25 protein-coding genes are annotated in these 23440 nt (G+C 67.5%); 4 read left to right on the top strand and 21 right to left on the bottom strand.

Annotated features, from left to right (window positions below):
• Positions 1 to 67: 67 nt before the first annotated feature.
• The 13 genes from OG852_RS21735 to OG852_RS21675 all read right to left on the bottom strand — a co-directional run bounded on the left by OG852_RS21735 (position 68) and on the right by OG852_RS21675 (position 9461).
• Positions 68 to 850: a deazapurine DNA modification protein DpdA family protein gene (locus OG852_RS21735; RefSeq protein WP_330348743.1), complete on the bottom strand. Its 783-nt coding sequence runs from the start codon at positions 848 to 850 to the stop codon at positions 68 to 70.
• Between the two features lie 10 nt (positions 851 to 860).
• Positions 861 to 1322 (bottom strand): hypothetical protein, encoded by a 462-nt coding sequence (locus OG852_RS21730; protein ID WP_330348742.1) that lies wholly within the window; start codon positions 1320 to 1322, stop codon positions 861 to 863.
• Between the two features lie 16 nt (positions 1323 to 1338).
• Positions 1339 to 1533 carry a hypothetical protein gene (locus OG852_RS21725; protein WP_330348741.1) on the bottom strand — a complete coding sequence of 65 codons (195 nt, stop codon included), beginning with the start codon at positions 1531 to 1533 and terminating at the stop codon, positions 1339 to 1341.
• Positions 1530 to 1811 (bottom strand): hypothetical protein, encoded by a 282-nt coding sequence (locus OG852_RS21720; RefSeq protein WP_330348740.1) that lies wholly within the window; start codon positions 1809 to 1811, stop codon positions 1530 to 1532. The genes OG852_RS21725 and OG852_RS21720 overlap by 4 nt, the downstream gene beginning before the upstream one ends.
• 141 nt (positions 1812 to 1952) lie before the next feature.
• Positions 1953 to 4181 (bottom strand): cell division protein FtsK, encoded by a 2229-nt coding sequence (locus OG852_RS21715; RefSeq protein WP_330348739.1) that lies wholly within the window; start codon positions 4179 to 4181, stop codon positions 1953 to 1955.
• 82 nt (positions 4182 to 4263) lie between these two features.
• Positions 4264 to 4593, bottom strand: a complete 330-nt coding sequence (locus tag OG852_RS21710; RefSeq protein WP_330348738.1) for a hypothetical protein — start codon at positions 4591 to 4593, stop codon at positions 4264 to 4266.
• Positions 4590 to 5807 carry a DNA cytosine methyltransferase gene (locus OG852_RS21705; RefSeq protein ID WP_330348737.1) on the bottom strand — a complete coding sequence of 406 codons (1218 nt, stop codon included), beginning with the start codon at positions 5805 to 5807 and terminating at the stop codon, positions 4590 to 4592. Before OG852_RS21705 ends, OG852_RS21710 begins: the two co-directional genes overlap by 4 nt.
• Positions 5804 to 6460: a GGDEF domain-containing protein gene (locus tag OG852_RS21700; protein WP_330348736.1), complete on the bottom strand. Its 657-nt coding sequence runs from the start codon at positions 6458 to 6460 to the stop codon at positions 5804 to 5806. The genes OG852_RS21705 and OG852_RS21700 overlap by 4 nt, the downstream gene beginning before the upstream one ends.
• Positions 6457 to 7482, bottom strand: a complete 1026-nt coding sequence (locus OG852_RS21695) for a DUF2637 domain-containing protein (RefSeq protein WP_330348735.1) — start codon at positions 7480 to 7482, stop codon at positions 6457 to 6459. The genes OG852_RS21700 and OG852_RS21695 overlap by 4 nt, the downstream gene beginning before the upstream one ends.
• Positions 7479 to 8114: a DUF6303 family protein gene (locus OG852_RS21690; RefSeq protein WP_330348734.1), complete on the bottom strand. Its 636-nt coding sequence runs from the start codon at positions 8112 to 8114 to the stop codon at positions 7479 to 7481. The genes OG852_RS21695 and OG852_RS21690 overlap by 4 nt, the downstream gene beginning before the upstream one ends.
• Positions 8111 to 8566 (bottom strand): Pycsar system effector family protein, encoded by a 456-nt coding sequence (locus tag OG852_RS21685; RefSeq protein ID WP_330348733.1) that lies wholly within the window; start codon positions 8564 to 8566, stop codon positions 8111 to 8113. The genes OG852_RS21690 and OG852_RS21685 overlap by 4 nt, the downstream gene beginning before the upstream one ends.
• Positions 8563 to 8820: a DUF6284 family protein gene (locus OG852_RS21680; RefSeq protein ID WP_330348732.1), complete on the bottom strand. Its 258-nt coding sequence runs from the start codon at positions 8818 to 8820 to the stop codon at positions 8563 to 8565. The genes OG852_RS21685 and OG852_RS21680 overlap by 4 nt, the downstream gene beginning before the upstream one ends.
• A 215-nt stretch (positions 8821 to 9035) precedes the next feature.
• The gene (locus OG852_RS21675; RefSeq protein WP_330348731.1) at positions 9036 to 9461 is read right to left on the bottom strand and encodes an NUDIX hydrolase; all 426 of its coding nucleotides are present in this window, start codon (positions 9459 to 9461) and stop codon (positions 9036 to 9038) included.
• 907 nt (positions 9462 to 10368) lie between these two features.
• On the opposite strand from OG852_RS21675, the gene OG852_RS21670 reads away from it, so the two are divergent.
• Both OG852_RS21670 and OG852_RS21665 read left to right on the top strand, forming a co-directional pair.
• Positions 10369 to 11094 carry an XRE family transcriptional regulator gene (locus OG852_RS21670; protein WP_330348730.1) on the top strand — a complete coding sequence of 242 codons (726 nt, stop codon included), beginning with the start codon at positions 10369 to 10371 and terminating at the stop codon, positions 11092 to 11094.
• Positions 11095 to 11096: 2 nt separating this feature from the next.
• Positions 11097 to 11570, top strand: a complete 474-nt coding sequence (locus tag OG852_RS21665; RefSeq protein ID WP_330348729.1) for an NUDIX domain-containing protein — start codon at positions 11097 to 11099, stop codon at positions 11568 to 11570.
• On the opposite strand, the gene OG852_RS21660 is transcribed toward OG852_RS21665, so the two are convergent.
• Positions 11558 to 12124: an HD domain-containing protein gene (locus OG852_RS21660; protein ID WP_330348728.1), complete on the bottom strand. Its 567-nt coding sequence runs from the start codon at positions 12122 to 12124 to the stop codon at positions 11558 to 11560. The two genes, OG852_RS21665 and OG852_RS21660, sit on opposite strands and share 13 nt — an antisense overlap.
• A gap of 1 nt (position 12125) precedes the next feature.
• Positions 12126 to 12587, bottom strand: a complete 462-nt coding sequence (locus OG852_RS21655; RefSeq protein ID WP_330348727.1) for a GntR family transcriptional regulator — start codon at positions 12585 to 12587, stop codon at positions 12126 to 12128.
• Positions 12588 to 12720: 133 nt separating this feature from the next.
• Here OG852_RS21655 and OG852_RS21650 point away from each other — a divergent pair, with 133 nt between their 5' ends.
• The gene (locus OG852_RS21650) at positions 12721 to 14064 is read left to right on the top strand and encodes a hypothetical protein (RefSeq protein WP_330348726.1); all 1344 of its coding nucleotides are present in this window, start codon (positions 12721 to 12723) and stop codon (positions 14062 to 14064) included.
• A gap of 875 nt (positions 14065 to 14939) precedes the next feature.
• Here the strand turns inward: OG852_RS21650 and OG852_RS21645 are convergent.
• The gene (locus OG852_RS21645) at positions 14940 to 17531 is read right to left on the bottom strand and encodes a DEAD/DEAH box helicase (protein ID WP_330348725.1); all 2592 of its coding nucleotides are present in this window, start codon (positions 17529 to 17531) and stop codon (positions 14940 to 14942) included.
• Positions 17532 to 17734: 203 nt separating this feature from the next.
• Here OG852_RS21645 and OG852_RS21640 point away from each other — a divergent pair, with 203 nt between their 5' ends.
• A complete protein-coding gene (locus OG852_RS21640) occupies positions 17735 to 20686 on the top strand; it encodes a DEAD/DEAH box helicase (RefSeq protein WP_330348724.1) in 2952 nt (983 codons plus the stop codon).
• 469 nt (positions 20687 to 21155) lie between these two features.
• On the opposite strand, the gene OG852_RS21635 is transcribed toward OG852_RS21640, so the two are convergent.
• Genes OG852_RS21635 through OG852_RS21615 form a run of 5 tightly spaced genes read right to left on the bottom strand, consistent with a single transcriptional unit; the run spans position 21156 to position 22729 of the window.
• On the bottom strand, positions 21156 to 21374 hold the full coding sequence (locus OG852_RS21635; protein ID WP_330348723.1) for a hypothetical protein: 219 nt from the start codon (positions 21372 to 21374) through the stop codon (positions 21156 to 21158).
• The gene (locus OG852_RS21630) at positions 21371 to 21961 is read right to left on the bottom strand and encodes a hypothetical protein (protein ID WP_330348722.1); all 591 of its coding nucleotides are present in this window, start codon (positions 21959 to 21961) and stop codon (positions 21371 to 21373) included. Before OG852_RS21630 ends, OG852_RS21635 begins: the two co-directional genes overlap by 4 nt.
• Positions 21958 to 22266: a hypothetical protein gene (locus tag OG852_RS21625; RefSeq protein ID WP_330348721.1), complete on the bottom strand. Its 309-nt coding sequence runs from the start codon at positions 22264 to 22266 to the stop codon at positions 21958 to 21960. Before OG852_RS21625 ends, OG852_RS21630 begins: the two co-directional genes overlap by 4 nt.
• Positions 22263 to 22475 (bottom strand): hypothetical protein, encoded by a 213-nt coding sequence (locus OG852_RS21620; protein ID WP_330348720.1) that lies wholly within the window; start codon positions 22473 to 22475, stop codon positions 22263 to 22265. The genes OG852_RS21625 and OG852_RS21620 overlap by 4 nt, the downstream gene beginning before the upstream one ends.
• On the bottom strand, positions 22472 to 22729 hold the full coding sequence (locus tag OG852_RS21615; RefSeq protein WP_330348719.1) for a hypothetical protein: 258 nt from the start codon (positions 22727 to 22729) through the stop codon (positions 22472 to 22474). Before OG852_RS21615 ends, OG852_RS21620 begins: the two co-directional genes overlap by 4 nt.
• Positions 22730 to 23440: the final 711 nt, after the last annotated feature.

Raw genomic sequence — 23440 nt, 5'->3', positions numbered from 1 at the left:
GCAGGGTGCTGGGGGACAAGGGCGGCCCCGGTTCTTTGGCGAGATGCGGGGGCCGCCCTTGGCGCAGCTAGGCGACGTGGTCGGGGGCGGTGTCCCCGAGGGCCGGTTGGTGCCACGACGGCAGGGAGCTGAGGACGCTACGGCGCCAGTTCAGTGCGTAGTCGAGGCAGTTGGCGCAGTTCTTGTGGGTGTGGCCGGTCATGGGCGGTTTGCGGCGGGCGTCGTAGGACCATGCGAGCGAGTCGGCCAACGTGAGGGCGTGTCCGCAGCTGCGCAGTCCCAGGGTCTTGAAGCCGAAGCCGTGCAGGCTCAGGCCCCGTTCGGCGAGCGTGGTGACGATCGTGGCGGCCTGGCCGGTGGCCTGGCGGCGGCAGACGGAACCGAGTCCGACGACGGGTTCGGCCGCAAGGTCGACGCCCGCTTTCTCGTAGTCGTCGGCGCATCGGCGGTAGTCGTCGGGTTCCCAGCCCTGAAGGACAGGGGCGATGGGGAGGTCGGGCGCCGCGCTGCGCAGGGACAGGAAGTTGTCGATCGTGCGCCGTTGGTGCTCTGCCACGCTCAGGCCGGTGAGTCCGGTGATCCAGGGCTCACACATCCAGTCCATGGGCGCGGCCCATTCCATGCGGCCGATCTCGTCCCGGAAGCGGCGCACGGCCGCAAGGTAGACGCAGGCGGGGGTGCGCCATGTGCCGTGCATGGACAGTTCGGTGAACCCGCCGGAGTCCAGCGCCCACGGTGCTGCGGCGCGCGGCAGGGTCCGGCGGCGGGCGAGGCGGCGGTAGGAGACGAACAGGGGAACGTTCGCCGTGGCGAGCCATCCGGGCTGATGCGTGCCGAGGAAGAACCTCACGCGGTCTCCCTCAGTGGTGGAAGTGGTTGCGCTTGATGACGGCCTTGCGGATGTTCACCGTGGTCGCGCCCTTGTGGCCGCTCGCGCTGAGCACCTGTATGGCGACCCATCCGCCGAAGATGACGGCGGCGAGGATGACCAGTTGGGTGACCAGGGCGGTGAGGGCGGTGATGAACGCGGTCAGCAGGAACAGCCCGCCGCACACGGCGAGGAACCCGACGCCTCCGAGGGCGACGTTCACTGCCGCGCGGGAGACGGCCGGCTTGGCGGTGAGGGGTTCGGACTGTGCGGGGGCCACGGCGTAGCCGGTGACGACACGGCCGTCCGGGAGGACGATGCTCGCCACGGCCGGGATGCTGCCGGGCTGTACGGGCAGGACCGGTGCCGGGTGCGCGGGCGTGAGCGGGGTGGGCCGGTGGACTTCCAGGGCCGTCGGTTCGGCCGGAGTCCCGTAGCGGGTGGGCTCGTTCACGGTCGTGGTCCCCTTCTCAGTTGCCGAGTGCGGCGAGCGCGTCGGCGGACGCCTGCACGAGGTTGTGGATGGGCTCGTAGGCGCCGGTCCCGGCGGTGAAGAACCCGAACATGAACAGGACCAGGGCGGCGCCGCCGCCCGCGGACTTGGTCCGGACGGCGAACGCGGACGCGGCGCCGAACAGCAGGACGGCGGAGATGTTGAGGATCATCGGGTTCGGATGCCTTCCGGACGGGGGGTGTCGGTGCCGGCGCGGTAGATGCGCGCCCAGCGGTTGTAGAGCCAGCGGCCGACGCGTATGCGCTTGCCGGTGGCCTTGCAGCGGCGGCAGTCCTTGCCACGCTTCAACCGGCCTTTGCGGTCGGTCTTGAGGGCGTGGCCCATGCCGCGGCACTTGCGGCAGTCGCCGAACGGCGAGGCAGCACACAGCCCGCCGTAACCGAGCGTGACGGTGGACAGGCAGGCGATAGCAAGGAGGATGGGGGTCATGAGGGGCCCTCCGGGCGGGTTTTCGGGAGTTTCCGCAGGTGGGTCGCTATCCGCTAGCGGCCTGATGAACGGCGGTTTGGGGCGCTAGCGGGGCCGCTAACGTTAGCGGGGCGTGCCGCTATCGTTAGCGGCCCCGGAGCCTCAGCCCGCGTCCCGCTTTCCGTCACGCTCCGCAATCGCGGCCGTGATGTGGGAGCGGTCGATACCGCGGCGGTTGACGACCTTGCCGTCCACCCGGCGGCCCACCTGGATGGTGGCGACGCCGTGCGGCTTGAGCGCGGCGGCGAGCGCGTCGGGCTCCCATCCGCCGTAGACGTCGGGGCGCAGTTCTGCGAGCCGGGCCACGACCGTTTCGGACCACTCCTTGGCCTGAGCGGCGGGGACGACGGCGAGGATGTCGGCGAGCAGGTCGTAGGACGGCCCGGTCACCGCCTCCGGCGCCTCACCGAGCGCGTGACCGGAGAGCAGTCCGGCCGTCTCACGCGCCTTGCGGGCACGGGCCGCGATGGTCTCGGCTCCGGGCGCGTCGACGTAGACACCCGAGACGATCCGGGCGTCCGCCCCTTCACCCACGAAGTAGTGGATGCCCTTGTCACCCCAGGCGAACATGGTGGCCCGCACGCCGCGCTTGTAGGCGGACGTGCCGAGCACCATGTCGTTCTCGGTCTGGCCCATGACCTTCAGGCACCACCGGGCGGACGCGTTCGCGGAGATGCCGGTGGGCAGCGACTTGGCGTCGGGGCGCTGCGTGGCCAGCAGCATCACGATGCCGGTGGCGGGGCCGCGCTTGACCAGGTCGGTGGCGATCTCCTCGAACTCCTTGCCGTGCTCGGGGTGCTCGAACAGCACCTGGCACTCGTCCACCCCCACCACGATCGGGTGCAGCCCGAGCGACCGCTTGTCCGCGAGTTGGCTGGTCACCTTCGACTCGGGGCAGATATCGCGGGGCAGGGAGCGGATCACCTTGGTGCGGCGGCGCAGTTCCTCACGCAGCGCCCGCCAGTCGGCGAGCGCGTAGCCGATGGCTTCGTCGTCGTCGCCGGCGGCGTGCCGGTGGGAGACGGCGTTGCCGACCGGGTCCAGGTCGCCGGTCCCCTTCATGTCGTAGGTGTGCAGTTCCGCCCGCGGGTCCAACGCTGCGATGAGCAGCAGCAGACGCAGAAGGAACGTCTTGCCCATACGCGGAATGGCGCCGATCACCCCGGCGATGTACATGAGGGTGACGTCGATCCAGCGTCCGCGCTGGTCGGTGCCGTACGCGACGGGCTTGAACAGGTCCACCGCACCCGCCTTGGCCAGCGGCCATTGCGGCTTCTTCGACGTGGTCAGGTCCTGGTCACCCACCCACAGCACGAGGTGCCCGGTGTGCTCCTGCGCCACCGCTTCGGGCCAGACGCAGCCGAGGGGGCGGCGCAGGCCGGAGGCGAGCCGGTCGCGGCGCTCGATCACGTCGGTCACGGTCACGCCGTAGGGGAGGTTGCCCTGAGCACGCCAGCCGGGGCCGTCGCGGGTGATCGGGGCGGTGAACTCGAACCCGTCCCGCCCCTTCGACTGCGCCTGATTGATCGCCGGAATGCCGAGCGCTCCGAGGGCGCGCAGCACGATGTCGGACGTGAGCTTGGTGGCCTTGGGCAGTTCCACCGCGCGGTGGACGACCGGGGCGTCCGCCTTGCGGCCGACGGCACCGAGCGCCATCACCAGCGCGGTCACCGAGACGGCCTGAAGCCAGCCGGGGGCGAGCACGTACATGGCCAGTGCCGTGCCGAGTCCGAGGAACATGCCCAGCACGGTGACCAGGGTGCGCAGCCGCACGCGGCCGTCTCGCTGCCTCGACAGCTTGAGGTACTCGGCTGCGTCCTCGCGGCGGACGGCGGCGAGGCGGACGGGTTCGCCCTCCCGGTCGGCCACCCACCGCATCGTGCCCCCGACGAACCGGGCGGCGCCGGTCGGGGCCTGAAGGGCGAGACGGGCGGCGTAGACCGGGCTGCGAAGGGCGTGGTAGCCGGCGGCGTGGGTGTAGTGGCGGGCCACCCACGCCGACGCCGTCTTGAGTTCCGCCAGGGAGCGCAGCCACGCCGGGACGACCGGGCGGCGGCGGGCGGCGGCGAGCCGACCGAGGTAGCCGGGACCGGCCGCCTTCAGCGTCGGGGAGTCGACCAACACGGCCGTGGTCGGGTCGGCCGACTCCGCCCCCGACTCGGTGGGGTGGGAGTCGGGCGATCGGTCGGCGGTCGGTCGGGGGGTGGGGTCGGTCGACTCGGTGCGGGCGGATCGGGCCTTGTCCAGGTCGACCACTTCGCCGCCGGAGTCGGCGGTCATCTCGGCTTCGAGCCGGTTGAAGAGTTCGTGGTCGTCGTCGGGGTGCTTCACTGAGAGTCCTTCTCTCGGGAGGAGGGAACGGGGCCCGGCCGCTGTCTTGGTCGGTCGTGACCGGGCCCCGAACGCCATGTGTCTAAAAGAGGCCGCACTGATCCGTAGAGGCTGCGGGCAGTTGCTTGCGGGCGAGCCGGGCGGCGGCGGTGTGGCAGTCGGGGCACCACGCCCGCAGGTCGCTCGCGGGCAGGCGGGCGGCGGTGAGGTCGGTGGCGAGCGGGTCGGCCGGCGCGGCCATGAGGCGGACCCGTCGGCCGTGCTTGCTGGTGTAGTGGTCGTGCTCGCGCGGGCAGCGTCCGCCGTCCCGGTTGTGGGGGTTGCCGCACTCGCCGCCGCACTGGCAGCGGTGGCCAGCAGCCTCCATCACGGTGTTGAAGACGGCGGCGCCGACGATGGGCTGTGACTTCACGCCGCCACCCCCCGCACGCTCGGTTCGGCCCGGTGCAGCAGGATTCGCAGGGCGGCGGCGGCCTGCGGCCAGACCACCCCGTTGCCGAGCGCTTTGAGCTGCGCGGTGCGCGACAGTCCCGGTACGGCCGTGACGTGCCCGGCGGGTAGGGCCATGAGCCATTCCACGAAGGGAGGGTTCAGCCGTCCCAGAGCGTCAGTTGGTCCGGGGGCGGGGTGGCCGATGACCGTTTCCCACCGTGCGATGGCGGGGGTGTAGGCGCCCCAATCCGGTGTGCCGCGGAGGGAAGTGTCAGGTCTCCCTTGCTGCCGCGCTGGTTCGGGCCGCCCTTGCTCCCGTCCGTCGCCCGTGGCGTCGGCAGCAGGGAGCCCACTTCGGCGGCGAGGCTCTTGCCGTGCCGGCCCGCTTCCTGCGAGGGCGAGCGTTTCGTCTGCCGGTTCTCGTTCGCCGACGCGCGCGGGGTCGGCAGCAGTGCCCCGCTGAACGTCAGGTCCGTCAGCGTCGACGAGGCGCTGCGAGGGTTCGGCGCCGTCGACTGACGGGCGCCCTTGGCGTCCCCGACCAACGGCGTCGGCAGCAGGGAGACAACGTGCCGCAGGTTCATCCCGCCCCGCGCCGCGTGCCCGGTCCCGGTCGCCTCCGACGTCGAGGGCGTCGGCAGCAGAGAGACCGTGGCCGGAAGCCCGTCCGGGTATCCCCGCCCCTTGGCGTCCCTCGCCCGTGGCGTCGGCAGGCCAGGTGAGCAGGAAGAGCCGGTTGCGGCGGTGAGCGGCACCGACGTCGGACGCGCGGACACACACCCACTCCGCATCGAACCCGAGGGCGGCAAGGTCAGCGAGCACGGTGTCGAATCCGAGAGAAAGGTGCCCTGCGACGTTCTCAAAGAACCCGAACCGGGGTCGAAGAACGCCAAGGGCGCGGGCGATGTACGGCCAGATGTGCCGCTCATCCTTGATCCCCTTCCGCTTGCCCGCCGTGCTGAACGGCTGGCACGGGTAGCCACCGGTCAGCACGTCGACCGGTTCGACCTCGTGCCAGTCCACGGCGGTGATGTCCTGAAGGTTGGGCACGGTCGGGTGGTGGTGGGCGAGGATCCGGCAGGCGCCGGGGTCGTTGTCCGCCACCCACGCCAGTTCACCGCCGAACACGTGCTGTACGGCCATGTCCAGACCGCCGTAGCCGGTGCACACCGAGCCGATCCGCAGCCCCGTCACGCCGCCACCCCCACGACCGGAGCCGACGGGGTTGCGTGGGTGCCGGAGCGTCCGGCGCGCCGTCCGGCCAGGGTGGCGAACAGCCTGCCCAGCCCCGCCCGACGGGTACCCGACCGGGCTTGCTTGGCCGCGTACATGGCCTCGTCCGCTCGCCGCAGCAGACCGGACAGATCGTCTGCGGGGAAGTCCGCGGCGCGCACCCACCCGAGAGAGACCGTGGTGCGTGCGGCCGGGTCCTGGCCGTCGGCCGGGCGGGCGAGCACGCTGTGCAGCACGGCGAGCATGTCGCCGGCCATGCCGTGGTCGTCGAGCAGGACGGCGGCGAACTCGTCACCCCCGAGCCGTCCGGCCACCCCGCGCGGTCCGGCGTGGTGGGCGAGCCGGTCGGCGGTCGCCTTCAACAGCGCGTCCCCGGCGGCGTGCCCGTAGGTGTCGTTGATGTGCTTGAAGCGGTCGACGTCGGCGAGGACGACGACCGCGCGCGGGTCCTTCAGCAGGGTGGTGGCGCGGCGGGTGAAGCCGTCGCGGGTGCGCAGCCCGGTGAGCGGGTCGCGCCGGGCGGTGTTCAGGCAGCTGCGCAGCCACCACACGTGCCCGGCCCACCCGGCGGCGAGCGGCAGCGCGGATAGCAGGACCGTGGCCAGGGTGTTCACGCGGCCACCCCCTCAGCCTCAGCCACGGTGCCGGATACGGCGGCGCCGGTGTCGACGATGTGCGGGGTGAGGGTCTGCGCGCGTTCGGCGAGCAGGGCGTCACGCACCTGCCGGGCCGGGCCGGAACCGCAGTGCAGCACCTTGCGCAGCGCCTCACCGTTGATCTGAGCCTCCGGCCAGTCCGCCGTGACCGTGCGCGCTTCGGCGAGCAACTCGGCAGGCGTGCGCTGCGGAGCCGCGGCCTTCTTGCCCTTGGCCGTGCTCGCCCGTGGGCGCGCCGGTTTGGGTGCCTCGCGCTTCGGTTCCGTCGGCTCCGGCTCCGGGTTGGGGGTGACGGGTGCGGTGTCGGCGGCGGGGGTAAGTTCGCCCATCCGCAGCATCACCCGCGAGCGCCGTGGTGTCTTCCAACGCCACAGCGGCCCGTACTCCTCACGCAGGTCCGCGCGGGCCAACAGGCGTTCCCGCTCGCAGCCGAGCGCCAGACTGTAGGAAGTGACCTCCCAGAGCGTCATGCGGCGCCACAGGGCGAACGTGGACAGCGGGGCGAGCAGCCAGCGGGAGAACCGGATCTTCTCCATCCTGCGGCCGGTGGCGGCGCCGATCCGCACGGCGTAGACGTGCGCGCCGATCTCGGAAAACACCACCCACAGCAGCGGCATCGTGCCGTGCGCCACCTTCGCCCACAGCCCGTCACCCGCGGCCACGTTCAAGCCGCAGGTGATCAGGGTGAGCGCCCAGGGCACGAACCGCACCCACGCCAACGCCATGTCCATCCGGATCAACAGCAGGTTGGCCACGGTGAACACCGGAATGGCCGTGTCGATCCCGACCGGCAGCATCCACGGGGAGCTGAACCCCCACCGCGCGGCGGCGGCGGACACGGCGTCGAAGGAGGAGATCAGACCGAGCGCCCCGACTCCGGCGGCGGCGAGCGCGCCGACTCCGGCGAGCCCCATTTCCGGGCGGGTCAGCGGCGGCACCGCCGGACGCTCAGCGGTCTGTGTCGTGTCGGTGGTGGTCATGACGTCACCCCCCGGCGGCGGTTCTCCGCGTGGCTGCGCTGGTTTGGCTGCGTCCGCGGGGCGCCCTCGTACCAGACGAACGGCGGGATGCCGTCCGCAGCGGTGAACACCCGGATGGCGGCACCCGCCGGCGCGTCGGGCAGGGGGTAGACCCTGCCGCGCTCCAACGACGCCAGCATGCGGGCCCCGTGGTGCTCGCAGCCTTCCGCCCCGGCGTTGCCGGAGTCCAGCACGGTCACGACGGCCGGGCCGTCGCACGGGGTCGGGTCGTCGGGGTGCGCGGCCGGGCAACGCGCGGCACCGGTCACGCCGCAGTCCCCGTCCGCCGGACGGACCCGGGCCGCGGCCATCAAGGCCACGCGCGCGGGGTGCGGGTGGTACTCCGGGGTGGTGTCCTCGCACCACTCCCACCCCGCACCGTCGGCGAGTGTGTAGCCGAGCGCGGCGAGCGCGGCCGACCGCTCTTCGAGCGTGGGCGCCTGCAACGAGGTGGGCCAGGTGAAGACGGGCCAGTCACCGGCTCGTCCGGGGACCATGACGAACAGCTGCCAGCACGGTCCGGCCGTCCGTTCGGGGGCGGTGGTGCCGCAGCACCGCACACTGATCTGCGCGCGCAGCGCCCGCCCGGTCATCGGGCACCGCCCCACACCGTGAGCAGCGCGGCGAGGATCAGCAGCGCGCCGCCCGCCATGGTCAGGTCGACCGCGCGGCGCAGGGCGGTGAACTTCACCACCGCGAGCCGGGACAGCCCCGCCACGTCGGCGGCGAGATCCCCGCCGCTGAGGGTGGCGGTGATCTCGTCGGTGGTGAGGGTCGCCCACAGCGGGAAGCCGTGCCGTCCGCTCAGGTTGGGCCGCACCGACCGCAGCAGCAGACCAGCGGCGCCAACCAGAACGGTCACCCCCAGCCCGCCCGCCACGTACGCGGGCACGTTCAGCGGCAGGTCACGGGCCACCGTCCACGTGCCGGCGAGTACCGCACCGACGAACGCCAGCAACAGGCCCGTCTTGGCGTCCGTCCGCGCTATCTCCGCCTTCACCTCAGCGTGCGCGGCCGTCACGTTCTGCGTGATGGCCGTCGTCATGCCGCACCCCCGCTCAACTCGCCGTTCACCAGCGCCCGCCGCGTCGCCAGCATCCGGCGCTGCGCCCTGCGCACCCGCCGCACGGCGAGTTCGTCGGGGTGCTCGTTCAGGGTCTTGATCAGCGCGTCGAGCCGCTTGACGTCCGCCTCGATCGCGGGCATCTCCGACTCGATCGCGTGCAGTTCCGCAGCCGTGGGCTCGCGGTCGTGGTCGTCGGCGGTAACACCCGCCTGATCAGCACCGATGTGCTCCATGGGTCGTGGTTCTCCTTCGTAGGGTGAACGGCCCGAACAGCACCCCCGGAGGGGCAACTCCGGGGGTGCGCGCCGTTGTGCATGCCGCACGCGAGTGGTGCGGCGGGCCGCGGTGAGGTGCGGCTGGTGCCCCGGGCCGGATCCGGTCCGGCGTCGTCGCGGCCCCCGCCGCAGGGCGGCGGGTCCGGGGCGGGTGGGATGCTGGCTGCGGTGTCTCAGGGGGTCGGTTCCACAGCTGCGGCGAGGATGTCGGCGTGGTCGAACGCCAGTGGCGGCAGGTCGTTCAGGGGCCACCACTGGGCGTTGGTCGCGTCATCACCGGCCTCGACGATCGTTCCGGGGATGACGGTCAGGTGGTAGGCGACGGTGACGTACCTGCCGCGCGGGTCACGGCCGGGCTGGTCGAACGTGCCGATCTGCTCCAGCTCTTCCGGCGCCGCGTGTACGCCGGCCTCTTCGGCGAGTTCGCGGGCGGCGGCGGCGCGGCTCGTCTCACCGGAGTCGACGTGACCGCCGGGCAGAGCCCACTGGCCCTTGAAGGGGTCCCAGCCGCGTTCGATCAACAGGACGTACCCGTCGGTCGTGGTCACGACGACGTCAGCGGTGTAGCGGATGGTCTCGAAAGTCTCGGTGTACGTCATTTCATCCTGATCTGCTCAGTGTGCGGGAAGGGGGGCGGATCGATCAGCGGCCCGGTCACCACAGGTAGGGGTGCGGGCCGCGGGGGCGCTGCGGTAGCGGGTCCTTCGCCTTCTCGTGCTCGGAGCCGGCCATCAACGGCCGCCCCGGCCACGGGCGTTGTCCTCGCTGCGCTTGTTCGCTTCGGCGTTCTTGCGCGCCAACTCGGCACGCTCTTGATCTGTCAGACTGAGCACCACAGGTGGCCTCCAACCAGGCGCCTGTCTGCGGTCCCCCGGGTTGCACCCCGTGGGGGCCGCTCTGATTCCTCATCAAACGGGCAGGCCACCGACGCGACAGTCGGCGCCCTGCCCGCATGACGAGTGACGGGAAAGCCCGTCACTGTCGTCCGCGGTTCCGTGCGCGCCTTACGCTCCTTCGCTTGGCCGGCGCGTGGTCACCGCGGCCACTCAGTCGCAAACTCGCTGAGTGGACTCCCTCCCTCACGGGTGTCATGGGCCGGGTGCAGCCCAACCACCGGGGTCCCCGTGATCCGGTCCCTGGGCTCTACACCCGAGGGTCAGACCAGCGGCTTAGCCGATGACACCGATCGATCCGTGAAGACGGCGGACTTTTCACGTCTCCCCTGCCGCTCGAACCGCGTGTAAGCAAGTCCGGCGGGGTCTGGCGTGTAGCGGTACCTGTTTTACAGGTACCGCATAGTGGTCCGTCAAGTCTGTCGACGGAACCTCTTGGTTTCGCGCCGGGACTTCCTGGCGCTCACTCAGAATCGCCGCAGGTCAGGGGAGTTGTTCACCCCGTGCGTAGACAGCTCCGGGAGTTCTGGCTACCGTCAAGAGCTCCCTAGAAGTCCCAACGGGGGTACGGATGTCCAACGAACGCTTGCGCTCGGCTCTCTTAGCTCGGGGCATGACGATTCAGGGGTTGGCCGAAGAACTTGAGGTCAATCCGAAGACCGTTGAACGTTGGATCACGCAAGGCAAGGTGCCTTACCGACGTCACCAGTACGCGACGGCCGCAGTGCTGAAGGTCGACGTCACGACACTGTGGGACGACACCCGCACCGTTGACAGTGCAACGGACTTGGCCAAGGCGGAGATTGGCACCGTCTACCCCCACCGGCACACGGTGCCGCCGGGGCTGTGGCGTGAGATCTACGGTCGGGCACAGCACAGCCTTGACGTGCTCGTCTACTCCGGTCTGTTCCTGTCGGAAGACCCGCTCTTTCACGACCTACTCAAGGCGAAGGTGGCGGCAGGCGTGCGGGTGCGCATCCTGCTTGGGGACCCTGGCAGCGCGGCCGTCCAACAGCGTGGCGTAGACGAAGGCCACCGGATCATGGACGGCAAGATTCGCAACGCCATGGTGCTCTACCGTCCGCTCATGCGGAGTCACCCGGACATCGGGTTCCGGCTGCATGACTCGACTCTCTACAACTCGATCTACCGGGCTGATGACGAGATGCTCGTCAACCCCCACGTCTACGGCATCGGTGCCTACCTGGCTCCCGTGCTGCACCTGCGACGCTTGGCGGACGGCGGGTTGTTCGACACGTACGCGAATAGCATCGAACACACCTGGGAGAACGCGCGCCAGATCACCGACGCGGACTTTGCGAGCAACGCAGGAGCATGACCATGGGACGGATCGACTACCTTCACGACCCCGACGCGCCGCCGGCCAACTCGGTTGTGCCGTCTGTCGTCGCGTTCGTGCAGAACGACGCGGGGGAGGTGCTGATGATCCGGCGGTCCGACAATGGCCGTTGGGCACTGCCCGGCGGTGGCCACGACGTGGGGGAGTCGATCAGTGACACCGTCGTCCGGGAGGTCTGGGAAGAGACCGGGATCAAGGCGGAAGTTTTCGACATGTCCGGGATCTACACCGACCCGGGGCACGTTATGAAGTACGACGATGGGGAGGTCCGGCAGCAGTTCAGCATCTGTTTCCGGGCTCGGCCGGTCGGTGGTGAGGTGCGTACGAGCAACGAGACGACAGAGGTCCGCTGGGTCACCCCGGCGGACCTGTCTCAACTCGACATCCACCCCACGATGCGGCTCCGCATCGAGCACGCCATGGATCGGACGCGAAGCGCTCCCTACATCGGCTGACGCTTGACGGCGGCCACCCGTTCGAGCACTCGCGAAGTACTGGCGAGGATCTCCGGTTCGGCTCGCCGGATGAACGTTCCGATCAGGCTGTCGGGCCCGTATCGTCCGGTGATCTCGTTCACCCGGTCGATCGGGTTCGTGGGCGTGCCGTCCGGTGTGGTGTTCATGTCGCAGAAGCACAGCGCGTCATTGAGGTGCGCGTGCTCGCGGGGAAACTCGCCCTCCAGCTCCTCACGCAAGCCTCGCGCCTCTGCTTCCATCCACGAACACGAGTGGTGCGCAACGAGGTTGATGACTCGCTCGTCAGCCTTGGCGACGTCTCGGAGGTAGCGGGCGCCGTCAAGGGGATGAAAGCCGGTCTTGGCAAGGTCGGGGGAGTACCCGATGTCATGCAGGACGGCCGCGGCTTCGAGCAACGCGGCGTCTTCCCCGAGGATGGGCGCGATCGTGCGGGCCCGTTCGGCAACGCCCTGCGAGTGTCGCCACCGGCGCGGCAGCGGCTCAGCCAACAACGACTCAGCCAGGGGGTAAGCCCACTCCGTCAACTCCGACAACTTACGAACGCTCCTCTCGAATCGGCACGGCACGGACTGTCCGCACCTTGCCCTGCCCCCCGCTCGCCAGCACGCCGGCGGACTCTAGCTTGTCCAGAGCCTTGGTCACAGTGGGGCGCGAGACCCCAAATCGCCCAGCCAGCACGGAGGCACTCGGGAACGCTTCCCCTACTTCCAACCCCTCAGCCGTGATGATGTCCGCGATCCGCTGTTCCAGCGGGCGCCGATCCACGCGGGCGCCAGTCAGTACGACTCGCCACCGTCCGCCCTGCGCCGGTTCGGCCACGCCTTCCTGCCGCAGCACGCCGAACGCGCGAAGGGCGACCCCACGCGAGACCTTGTAATCGCGCATGACCTCGGCCAGGGATGGAAGCTCCGCCATGGCTGGATCGGCTGCGATCTGCTTCTTCAACGAGTCGGCGATCTTTAGAAAAGTTCCCCGAGGGTTGGCCTGCTGCGCCACTCGGTCTCCCTCCCAGTCAACTCACCCTGCCACATCTAGGTTCCCATGGTCTGCAAGTCCCCCATTGGCTGGTGCTGGGGCCGCTAGGGTTCTCGGCATAGCTCTGAGGCTGTTGGCACGGAGGGAGCCACTCATGGGTTCACGGGAGTCAGTCACGGGGGCGGGGGACACGGGTACGCGTGACGCGGCCATGGAATCCTTTGAAGAATTCCAGAAGAATGCCGTGCAAGTAATTGAAGGTGACAGTCGTAAGCTTTCGAGCGTCAAAGACGGCATGGCCATGTTCGTTGATTCCAAACCAGGTAAGAGAGGGGAAAGATTCCGTTTCGTTCCTGTTGCTAGTCTGTCGATTGTCGCGGACGATCTAGTTAATGGCGCGGTCGAGCATTCCGAATACGCTGGATTTCTCTTGCCGGGTAGAGGATATGCGGAGTTCACGGTTCGACCTAGCAGGTCGATGCCTCTCCGGAGGTATATCGAGAGACTTAAATGGGTTTCGGATGACGCAGAGTGTAGTCACGCATTCATTCCTTCGGAGCCGACTCGCCCCAACGGTCGTGAGGCAGAATCGAGCAGGATCGGATTTCATGTGCATTCACCCAAGGAAAGGGCGTGCGTGGAGCTTTCGCGAGCTACCGCAACCGCAACGTTTCTGACTGACCCTTGGCCTTTTGTGACGGCGTATCCAGAGAACTCCTTGAGGATGTACACGCTGAAGGTTTTCGTCGAACCTTCACTGGATGGCGAATCCGTGTCACGCCAGGCTACCGATATTGCAGCTCGGTCGATCTTTGAGCTTGACATCAGGAACGGAATCCACTTCGTTCTGGAGCCCCGCGAGCGGTTGCGCGTTTCGTTTGAGGCGTCTCCTGGATCGAACTCGCCAAAGATTCGATTCCCGCGGCTCAAGACCCCGAGGGAAGTTGCGGCACTCTTCTCCTTTGCGGCCGAGGCATCTGATAACCCCCCTTTCATTTTTCTGTCGTACTACCAGGTCCTAGAGTACTTCCTCCCCATGGCGCACAAGCGAGACGCAGTTAAGGCTCTACGGATAGCGTTGAAGGATCCGTACTTTGATGAGGGGGAGGATTCATCTGTCCTGACCTTGCTCAATTCGATTGAGCGCCTTAAGCAGGCTAGTGAAGAAGAGCAGCTCAAGGTTCTTGTGCGGGACTTCGTTCGAGAGGAGAAGTTGAAAGAGTTTTTCGATGATGTAGATGTGAAGCATTTTGCAAACAAAGGACCGATTGCCGGAATTCCTGAAATCTCTTTGCATCCTAAAAGTGAGCCGCTTTCGGTTCAGGTTGCGAAACGGATTTACGCGCTGAGGAATAGAATCGTGCACGCGAAAGATGATCCAAAGTATGCGTCGATTCCAGTTCTTCTGCCTCGAAGTGTGGAGGCTAACAATCTTCAGCCCGATGTCGCTCTAGCTCGGGTTCTGGCTACAGAGGCTCTGATTCATGGCCAAGGATGACTGAGATGGCAGAGGGGCTCTAGGGGGTGCATCGAGGTTCATGGGCCTGATCCGTCGGGCTCATGGTTAGCTTCACAACCGGGGGCGCGGTAGGGGTGGTGGGTCTCAATTACGGTCTCAATTAGCAGTGATTCCGGTCCCGTCCGCCGCGGTCCACTGACGTCCGAAAACTCTGCTGAGCAGGCATTACAGCCGTTTCTTGGATGCCCATGGACACCCCCGGACCAAGATCGGACAACTCGTAATGCGTAGGTCTCGGGTTCGAATCCCGAAGGCGGCTCTGTGGTGAACCCCAGGTCGGGCCTCTGACCTGGGGTTTCTTTGTTTCGTTGACCTTGGAATTCGGGCTAATCGGATATTCATGGTCTATGCATCGTAATGCGTAGGTCCGGGTTGACGGGCGGTATGGATTCTGCCTTGTAAGGCTGTGAACTGGCCTTTTGTTGCTCACTGTCGATCCGCCTCGGCCTGTTCGGAATGATGTGGTGGCCACTTGGTGGCCGAGCGTGCAGCCACTGTGCAGATCGGCTCCTGCTCGGCCGCGCGACTGGAGGCACTCGCGGGAACGGCTGTTGTGCCAGCCCGACAATCGCGCGTTCCAAATACCTGGCCGTCGGGTGCAGGGTGTCGAGCTCCTCCTCGAGCTCGCGGATCTTGCGGCGCAGGGCCTCAATCTCCGCCTCCAGCGTCGGCTTCGCCGCAGCAGGAGCCGGGGTCACCGCCCTCGGCGTGGCCTTGCTGGCTGTCCGAATCCACGTCCGGACCGTCTCCGCGTTCGGGTCCGTGGCGATCGACACGATCGTCGCCCCGGGCCGCGACTCGTATAGCGTGACTACATCTGATCATTCTTGATCAGAATCCGTGCCTCGCGTGCTTCAGCCGCCCGCGAGTAGGCGCTCGCGCTCGGCCGCCACGATCTCCCGTGCCAGCTCAGCATCCGTGATGTCGAACGCTTCCGGGGCGCTGTCGGCGGTTTCGGAGACGCGGGCAAACTCCGCGAAGAGTTGGTTCTTGCGTGCCAGGATCTCAATGATGCGCTGGTCGACGCCTTCCTCAGAGAGCAGGCGGTGCACTTGTACCGACTCCAGCTGCCCCATCCTGTGGGAGCGGCCGATGGCTTGCCATTCGGTCGTCGGCTTGAGCTGGGGCTCGCAGATAACGACGACCGATGCTGACTGAATGTTTAGACCGACGCCGCCTGCCACGATCTGTGCGACGAGGACTGCCCCGTGGCGGGCTTGGGAGAATTCATCAACCATGCTCTGTCGCTTCGCGGCGGGAACAGAGCCGGTAAGGGGCCCGAACACCTTCCCCGGAAGGACCGACGCCACTGCATCGAGGACGTCACGGAAGTACGAGAAGACCAGCACCTTGCGCTCGTTGTCCTCTGCCTCCTGGACGATGTCGATGAGGCGCTGCATCTTCTCGGACTTCGCGCCGGCGCGTAGCGCGGCCTGGCGCATGGCCATGAAGTTGCCTTCGATGACAGCCGCTCGGTAGTGCTGCTCGTCGGCGCTGGACATCGGCATCCACTCGTCGACTTCGAACCGCTCCGGGAGCTCGGTGAGGACGTCTTCCTGATTGCGCCGCAGGTAGGCCGGTGCCACCTGCTTCCGGAACTGGCGAGGAGCGATTTCCGAGGCACTGATCGACAGGTCTGGCCGGAGGTAGCCGACGAGATTGCGGAATTCCTCGATCCGGTTCTCCAGCGGGGTGCCGGTCAGTAGGATCGCTCGCTCCGAGCTCTTGATCAGGGCCGTGGATCGCCGGGTTCGCTGGGCGTCCGGATTCTTGATGTAGTGCGCTTCGTCGAACACCAGGCACGCAAGTTCGGCGCGTTCGGGGATCCGGCCTTCCAGCCAACCGAGGATGTCGTAGGTGGTGACCGCGACTCCACCGTTGCGGATCCAGGACTTCAGCGCGTCGTCGCGACCGGGCCCGTGCAGGCGATACGCGCGCAGATCGGACTTGGCCTGGACTTCGCGCACCCAGTTGGTCACGACAGCGGCTGGGCACACGACCAGGAACTGGGAGGAGCCTTTGGCGCGCAAGTGGGCGAGTACGGCGAGTGACTCGACCGTCTTTCCCAGACCCATCTCATCGCCGATGATGACCTTCCGTTGCACGATTGCGAAGCGGGCACCGAACGACTGGTATCCACGAAGGGACGCCTTCAGGTGGCTGGTGTCGAGCTTGAGTTCCCTGACCGCCTCGACGATTTCGGTCGGTAGATTGCCGTGACTCTTTTCGGCGTCGTCAGCCAGGAATCCCAGCTCCGCGAGCATCGCGTAGTAGTCGGCCGGGCGCGCGCTGAAATCCTCCCAAGGATCACCGCCTGCGGCGTCGTCCCCGCCGTTGAGCTTCGCCCCGCGGCGCTCGACGGCCGCCAGTGCGGTACGCAACTCGGCGACGGTTCGAGCCTGGGGGACGAGAACCACGTGGGAGGTCTCGGAATCAAGGCTTTGGAGGAGCGGCCGAACCGCGTCGGCGGCAGTGAGGTCGGCTGTCGCGCTGCGGATCGAGCGTGCCGCGTCCCAAGCCCGCATCGCCGTGAGGAGCTTCGTGGTGTCGCGGGATCGGTTCCTGATGTCGATTCGGACCGGCATCTCGTCCAGCGTGGTCTGCCAGATGGTCCGTGCGGCGCCGACCATCCGCTTGCCCGTCGTCTCACCGACTCCGGGGAGCGATCGAATCCGTGATTTCTGGTCGAGAACCTGCTGCACGTTCCTGATCCCGGCATCGGTCAGAGCCGTGATGCGCAGTTGGCCGCTGGTTGCGTCCTTGAGCCGCTCGACGGGCATTTCGGCGACCAGCTTGCGAGCCTCGGCCTGTCGGACGGCATTGCCGGCGGCAGTGACTGCCGTTCTGAACTGGTCCTCGCGCTGCAGGGCCTGATCGATCGCGCTGATAGCGGTCTTGGCGACATCCAGTTCATGCCGCCCGACGAGTTCGGCTCGGCCGCCGAGGAGCTGGGCGAAGCCGACCGTGTCATCGAGGATGGCCGAGAGCCTGATTGCGGGGACAGCCTTCCTGTCCCATGCTCCAAGGCTTACCAACTCGGTTACGAGTGGGGTGCTTGTAGCCCGCTCGCGGAGGGATATCAGGTATGTCGCAGCCTGCTCTGCTTCATCCTTGCGGCTTTTGCCCGACAATATTCGGCGGGCCCCGAACAGCGCCCGGACGGCCGTCAACGCCCGGCCGACGTCGTTGGTCAACTGCTGGATGCCCTGCTGGGCATTCGTTGTGAGCGCCGGAAGAGCCTGACGGCAGGCCAGGGAGGTCACCAGGTCGACATCGGACGGCGAGACCTGAAGTACGCGCCATGCGGTGGTGGTCGTTCCGGTCCCGAGTGAGGCCACGCGGCCGCGGAACTGCCTGGCGGCGTCTTCCGCCGCTGCCTCGACGGTCTCACGTTGCTCGACGATCCCCACCGCGAGCTTGCGCCACCCGCTGATCTCCTCCACCACACCACGCAGGTGCTGACGTGCTTCTCGCTCCATTGCCCCCGCCGACTCGCATGGCCTCTGGGAAGATTAGCGACCCCGGTTGACGAAGTCGACGGGATCAGGAAATCGCCGGAACGTCCGAGTAGCGTTCGCAGGCCGCCAAGCAGGAGGTTGTCTACGTGCTACTCGAGGAGCTCAAGCCGGGGCTGCGGATCGACGGACTCATGCCGACGGAGGTCGTCACGGTCATCGCCGCTCAGTGGCACGGTGCGAACGCACTCGAGCTGACCTACAAGACCGCCGCGGGTGGCCTCGACCAGCGGGTCGTCTTCCGAAAAGACGAGGACAAGCTGAGCGTCGCCCGCAGCGGCAGCCGCGCCTTCGACGCGAACGCAAGTGACTTCAAGCTGGTCGCCGAGGCTCAGCGGATCTCACTGGCCGGCCTCTTCGACCCGATGGTCGCCGTGGCGACCAGTGACGTTCAGCCGCTCCCTCACCAGATCCGCGCCGTGTACGGCGAGCTCATGCCCCGTACACCGCTGCGCTTCCTGCTCGCCGACGATCCGGGCGCAGGAAAGACAATCATGGCTGGGCTCTACATCAAGGAGCTCCTGCTGCGCGATGACGTCAAGCGGTGCCTCATCGTGGCTCCGGGAGGCCTGGTCGATCAGTGGCAGGACGAGCTCTTCTTCAAGTTCGGCCTCCGCTTCGACCTGCTCACCAACCAGCTCATCGACTCCCAGCTCCATCTCAACGTCTTCGAGACCACCCCGCTTCTGATCGCTCGCATGGACCAGCTCTCTCGTAACGAGCACTTGAAGGCGCATCTTCAGGAGACGGAGTGGGACCTGATCGTCGTTGACGAGGCGCACCGCATGGGTGCCCACTACTTCGGCGGCAAGGTGGAGAAGACCAAACGGTTCCAGCTCGGCGAGATGCTCGGCGAGATCACTCGCCACCTGCTCCTGATGACAGCGACCCCGCACTCGGGAAAGGAGGAGGACTTCCAGCTCTTCCTCACCCTGCTGGACCGTGACCGGTTCGAGGGCAGGCAGAAGAGGAGCGCCGACGTCAGCGGGATCATGCGGCGCATGATCAAGGAAGACCTGCTCACCTTCGAGGGCAGGAAGCTCTTCCCCGAGCGCATCGCGGAGACCGTCCCATACGAGCTCACGGCACTCGAGTACGACCTTTACGAGGACGTCACCCACTATGTGCGCGAGGGGATGAACCACGCCGACCGCGTCGGCGGTAAACGCAAGAACACTGTCGGTTTTGCGCTTACCGTTCTGCAGCGACGCCTGGCCTCCAGCCCCGAGGCGATCTACAAGAGCCTCGTGCGGCGTACCGAGCGCCTGGAGCGCAAGAAGCAGGAGATCCTCAACGGCACCTGGCGCGAGAGCATGCCCACCATCGACCTCGCCGACTTCGACAACGGCGACTTCAATGCCGAAGAGATCGAGGAGACCGAGGAGGAACTGCTCGATGCCGCGACGGCAGCGCAGACGGTCGAGGAGCTCAACGTCGAGCTCATCGAGCTGAGGGCGTTGGTGAAGACGGCGCAGCGGGTCCGAGAGGCAGGTACGGACCGCAAGTGGACCGAGCTGTCCGCCCTCCTCCGGGACTACGCGCAGGTGACAGACGCCAACGGCCGGCCTCGGAAACTCATCATCTTCACTGAGCACCGCGACACTTTGCACTATCTGCAGGGCAAGATCGGGTCGCTCCTGAGCAAGCCCGATGCCGTCAAGGCTATACACGGCGGCGTACGCCGGGACGAACGGCGGCAGATCACCGAGGAGTTCACCAAGAACCGCGAGGTTCAGATCCTGCTGGCCACCGACGCCGCCGGCGAGGGACTCAACCTGCAGGCTGCACACTTGATGGTCAACTACGACCTGCCCTGGAACCCCAACCGCATCGAGCAGCGCTTCGGTCGCATCCACCGCATCGGGCAGGAGGAGGTCTGCCGGCTCTGGAACCTCGTCGCCTCCAACACCCGTGAGGGCGAGGTATTTACGCGCCTGCTGGAGAAGCTCGACCAGATGCGCGAGACGTACGGAGGGAAGGTCTTCGATGTTCTGGGAGAGGCGTTCGCCGAGACCCCGCTGCGAGACTTGCTGCTCGATGCCATCCAGTACGGTGAGCAGCCACATGTGCAGGAAAGGATGCACGAAGTTATCGACACTACCGTCGGAGACGGCCTCAAGAGCCTTCTGGACGAGCGTGCGCTCACTTCGGAGCACCTCTCGGACGCCGATCTTCGTGCTCTGCGCGCCACGATGGACGAAGCCCGCTCTCGACGTCTTCAGCCGCACTACATCGAATCGACCTTCAAGGACGCCTTCACCCGGCTCGGCGGCCGGATCGTCAAGCACGAACAGGGTCACTACGAGATAGCCAACGTGCCCCAGCACATCCGCTCGGCAGGCAAGGGACCGATTGCCACCAAGTACGACCGCGTCACCTTCGACCTCAACCGCGTCCAGCCTGACGACCGTGCCGGCGCCGACCTGCTCGCCCCCGGCCACCCGCTGCACGACGCCGTCATGGACGAAACCATCCGGAACTTCGGGGGTGCCCTGAACCAGGGCACCGTCCTCGTATCGGCCACCCTCGAAGAACCGCATCTCCTGGTCGGGGTCGTCGAAGAGGTCGCGGACGCCACGGGTGAGTCGGTGGCCCGACGTTTCGCCTACGCCTACGTCGACAGCCACGGCACCGTGCACCCCGCCGGCCCCGCGCCCTACCTCGACTGCGCCGCGGCGCCCAACGGCGCGGCGACCGACATCGCATGCGGACTTCCCTGGCTCGCAGACGCCGAAGACAAGGCAACCAGCTGGATCATCGCCAACCAGCTTCCCGAATACCTGGCCGAGGTCCAGCCCCGTCGCCTGGCAGAGCTGATCAAGACCCGGGAACTGGTGACCAAGCGCCTGACCTCGGAGAGCGAGCGGCTGCTCCTCGATGGTGCGGCGGCCTCCGAGAAGGAACGGAGGGGCGAGAAGCCCAAGGAATCCTCCGAGAGCCTCCACCGCAAGGCTGTCGAGCTCGATGTACGGCTTCGGAGGCGTCTCGCACTGCTCGACCAGCAGCAGCTGATGTCGACGAAGCCACCGCAAATCGTCACCGCGGCGCTTGTACTGAGCGTTTCCGACAAACCGTCTTTCAAGTGAAGATCGCTTTTATGTGATCACGAGGAGGGCGTGAGCGCGGCGGTAATGCGGTTCGGGCTGACTCGCAGCTAGCCGAGCACCTGCCAGCGCCCGAGTTCGGAGAAGGCGCACTCGGCAGGGCGTGGAGCCTGGTGAGGGCAGAGCGACAACCCGGGCATCCGGTTCGAACCCGTCGGAGCCATGTCCGTCATGTGGAACAGCGACGAATGGGCGGACAGCAACCGCGGCTGAGCGAGTGGCATCAGAGGGAGACGATCAGCGCCGACACGGCAGTCAGGTAGTGGCCGTGGCTCGCCAGGCGCTGGTGACGCACTCTTCCTCCCAGTGCCACCATCCCTCGGCCTCGCCGTGCTCCAAGAGGTGGGTACTGGCCTGCACAAGGTCTGCCTCCTTGTTGGTGAATGGTCGAGTCCCAGGCCCTGGGCCAGCGGTGGAGTCGCTGAGCCCGGGGCCATCTACGGGGTGCCGCTCAGGCAGACTTGGCAGTCATGCCGCGTTCTCGGGCGAGGAGCTCGACGATCTCGTGGAGACGGAACTTCGGGTCGGGAGCCTCGGCGATCATTTCGGTGAGCAGGTTGTTGAAGTCGTCCAGTGCGGGGCTGCCGAGCCCAGCCGCGTTCATCGCGGCGTGCCCTTCATGGAGTTGCCCGATGATGCGGGCGGCGTCGGCGTTGACGGCGGTCGTCATGCCGACACCTCCGCCCGCTCGGACCCGGTCTCGCAGAGGACACGGGTGAGCGTGTCCCACACCTGGTCGGGGTTCCCGGTCTCTAGGATCATCCCGGCTGCCACGTCGAGGGCCTTGTCGATACGCCCGCCGTTGTTCTCCTTCTCTACGTCGATGGCGCGCAGTGCGCGGACAACGTGGGGGCGGGCCGCCGCATGCGCGGCGGGCAGCCGGTCGGTGGCGTCCGCCAGGTCCCAGCCAGCCGGGACCTGGTACGCGGCCGGGCTGTCGTCGTAGGTGACGACCCTGGGAGTGCCTTTGCCGCTGCCCAGGTGGACGTCCAGGCGGAGCCGGGATGCTTCCCGGAACAGGGCGGTGATGCCCGGGCCCATGCCGTCGAGGATCACCTCGCGGACGGCGTACCCGTGCCGGCGCAGCGAGATGCGGGCGAGCCAGACGGCGGTGCCGGGGTTGGCGAGGTGCCTGTCGTAGACGAGGGTGGCGGTGCCGTCGGCGGGGCTGAGGTCGCGGATGTCGGCGGCCTTGCCGGGGGAGGTGGTTCCGCGTCGGACCGTGAGGGCGAGGTCGAGGGGGATCGTGGCGGTCACAGCGTCACCTCGGTCTGCTTGGCGGGGATACGGGTCGTGACGAACGGCGCTGGCATGCCAGGCACCGGTACCCCGAGCGCCTGGGCGAGCAGGTACCGGGCGACGGTGTCGTGCTCCAGTTCGCTGCGCCCGGTCGGCATGGTGAGCCGCAGTTCACCCGTCTTGCGCTGGACGATGACGGCGCCGAAGAATGCCCGGTCGGCGATCGGGGAGTCGGTGAGGGTGACGCCCAACTTGCTGATGAGTACGGGCAGGGGGGTGTCCATCAGGAGGTCGGCGGACGGCTTCGTGGCGGAGACGGTCACAGCGTCACCTCCGTGGCCTTGTCGGTGTACAGCTGGCGGAGGCGGAGGAAGATGTCGTCCGCGAGTTCCTTGGCCTTCTCCGGGGTGTACACGTCCGGGAGGGCCTTCCGCATCGCCTCGTCGACCGCCCTGGGGAGGACGGCGGCGAGCCGGTCGAGGAACGCGGTGGGGGTGGCGGCGGTGGCCTTGTCGAAGTCGGAGAAGGTCATGCCGGCATCACGCCCTGGTGGGCGAGGAGGGCGCGTGCGGCCCACAGGCGGGTGGAGGGAGCCTGTCCGGCGGGGACAACGAGGAGACGGGTGCCGTCCTTGTGCTGCAGGTAGTGCCCGTACAGGCCGTCGAATGGACCCTCCAACTCCACGACCTGGATGCCATGCGCAGCGGTGAGCACCTCGAACACGGTGGTGGGGTCGTTGACGGCAGCCATGATGCGGGCGGAGTCCTGCTCGACACGGGCCTGCATTTCTGCGTCGAAATTGAGTGCTTCGGGCTGTGGAGGCAGAGAAGCTAGGTGCTTGGTGACGCCGACGGGAGTAACGCTTGTTGCTGTTTTCGCCATGGTCTTGCTCCTTCAATGCAGGAGTTGGGTTTAGACCTCGGGACCGTTGACGTAACCACCGGCCGAGGGCGTTCTGCTTTCGGTGGTAGTCGCCCTGGCGAAGGCGGAACAGGCGTCCTTCTCCGTTCGGGGGACGCTGCCCCCGAGACCGATTACCGCCCTGCTATGAAGCGCGTAGAATGCGCCTTTTTGGGGATCTTGGGTGACTGCTAGACCGCGACGAGGACCGCGCTATCGACGCCGACCGGTGCGGCCTCGGCGAGCTCGACCTTGAGGCTCGGGGCGCAGGCCTTCATCGAGACGGGGCCGAGGCCGTGGGCCTTGAAGATGCGGGTGATCTCGGCGAGGTCCGGGGCCTACCGCGAGGACGGGGTGCGCAAGACGCGCCATGTGCCGTAGGCGCCGGCGGGCAGCTTGTCAAGGACCTTCTTCGCGGCGCGCTCGCCGCGGTCAGTGCGGCGGGCCTGCTCGGCGGCGCGCTCGTACTCGCGGGCGGCGGCCTCGATCTGCTCGACCGGGGGATCTCGTCGACTACGTCCAGGCCGGCCGGGTTCGGGACCTCGACGATCGCGATCTCGGCTTGGTCGGCAATGAGGGCGGCGGGGGCGACGACGG

Source organism: Streptomyces sp. NBC_00582 (assembly GCF_036345155.1).
Classification (GTDB): Bacteria; Actinomycetota; Actinomycetes; order Streptomycetales; family Streptomycetaceae; genus Streptomyces.
The sequence above is the reverse complement of the archived record's forward strand: the minus strand, read 5'-3'. Positions and strand labels throughout refer to the sequence as shown.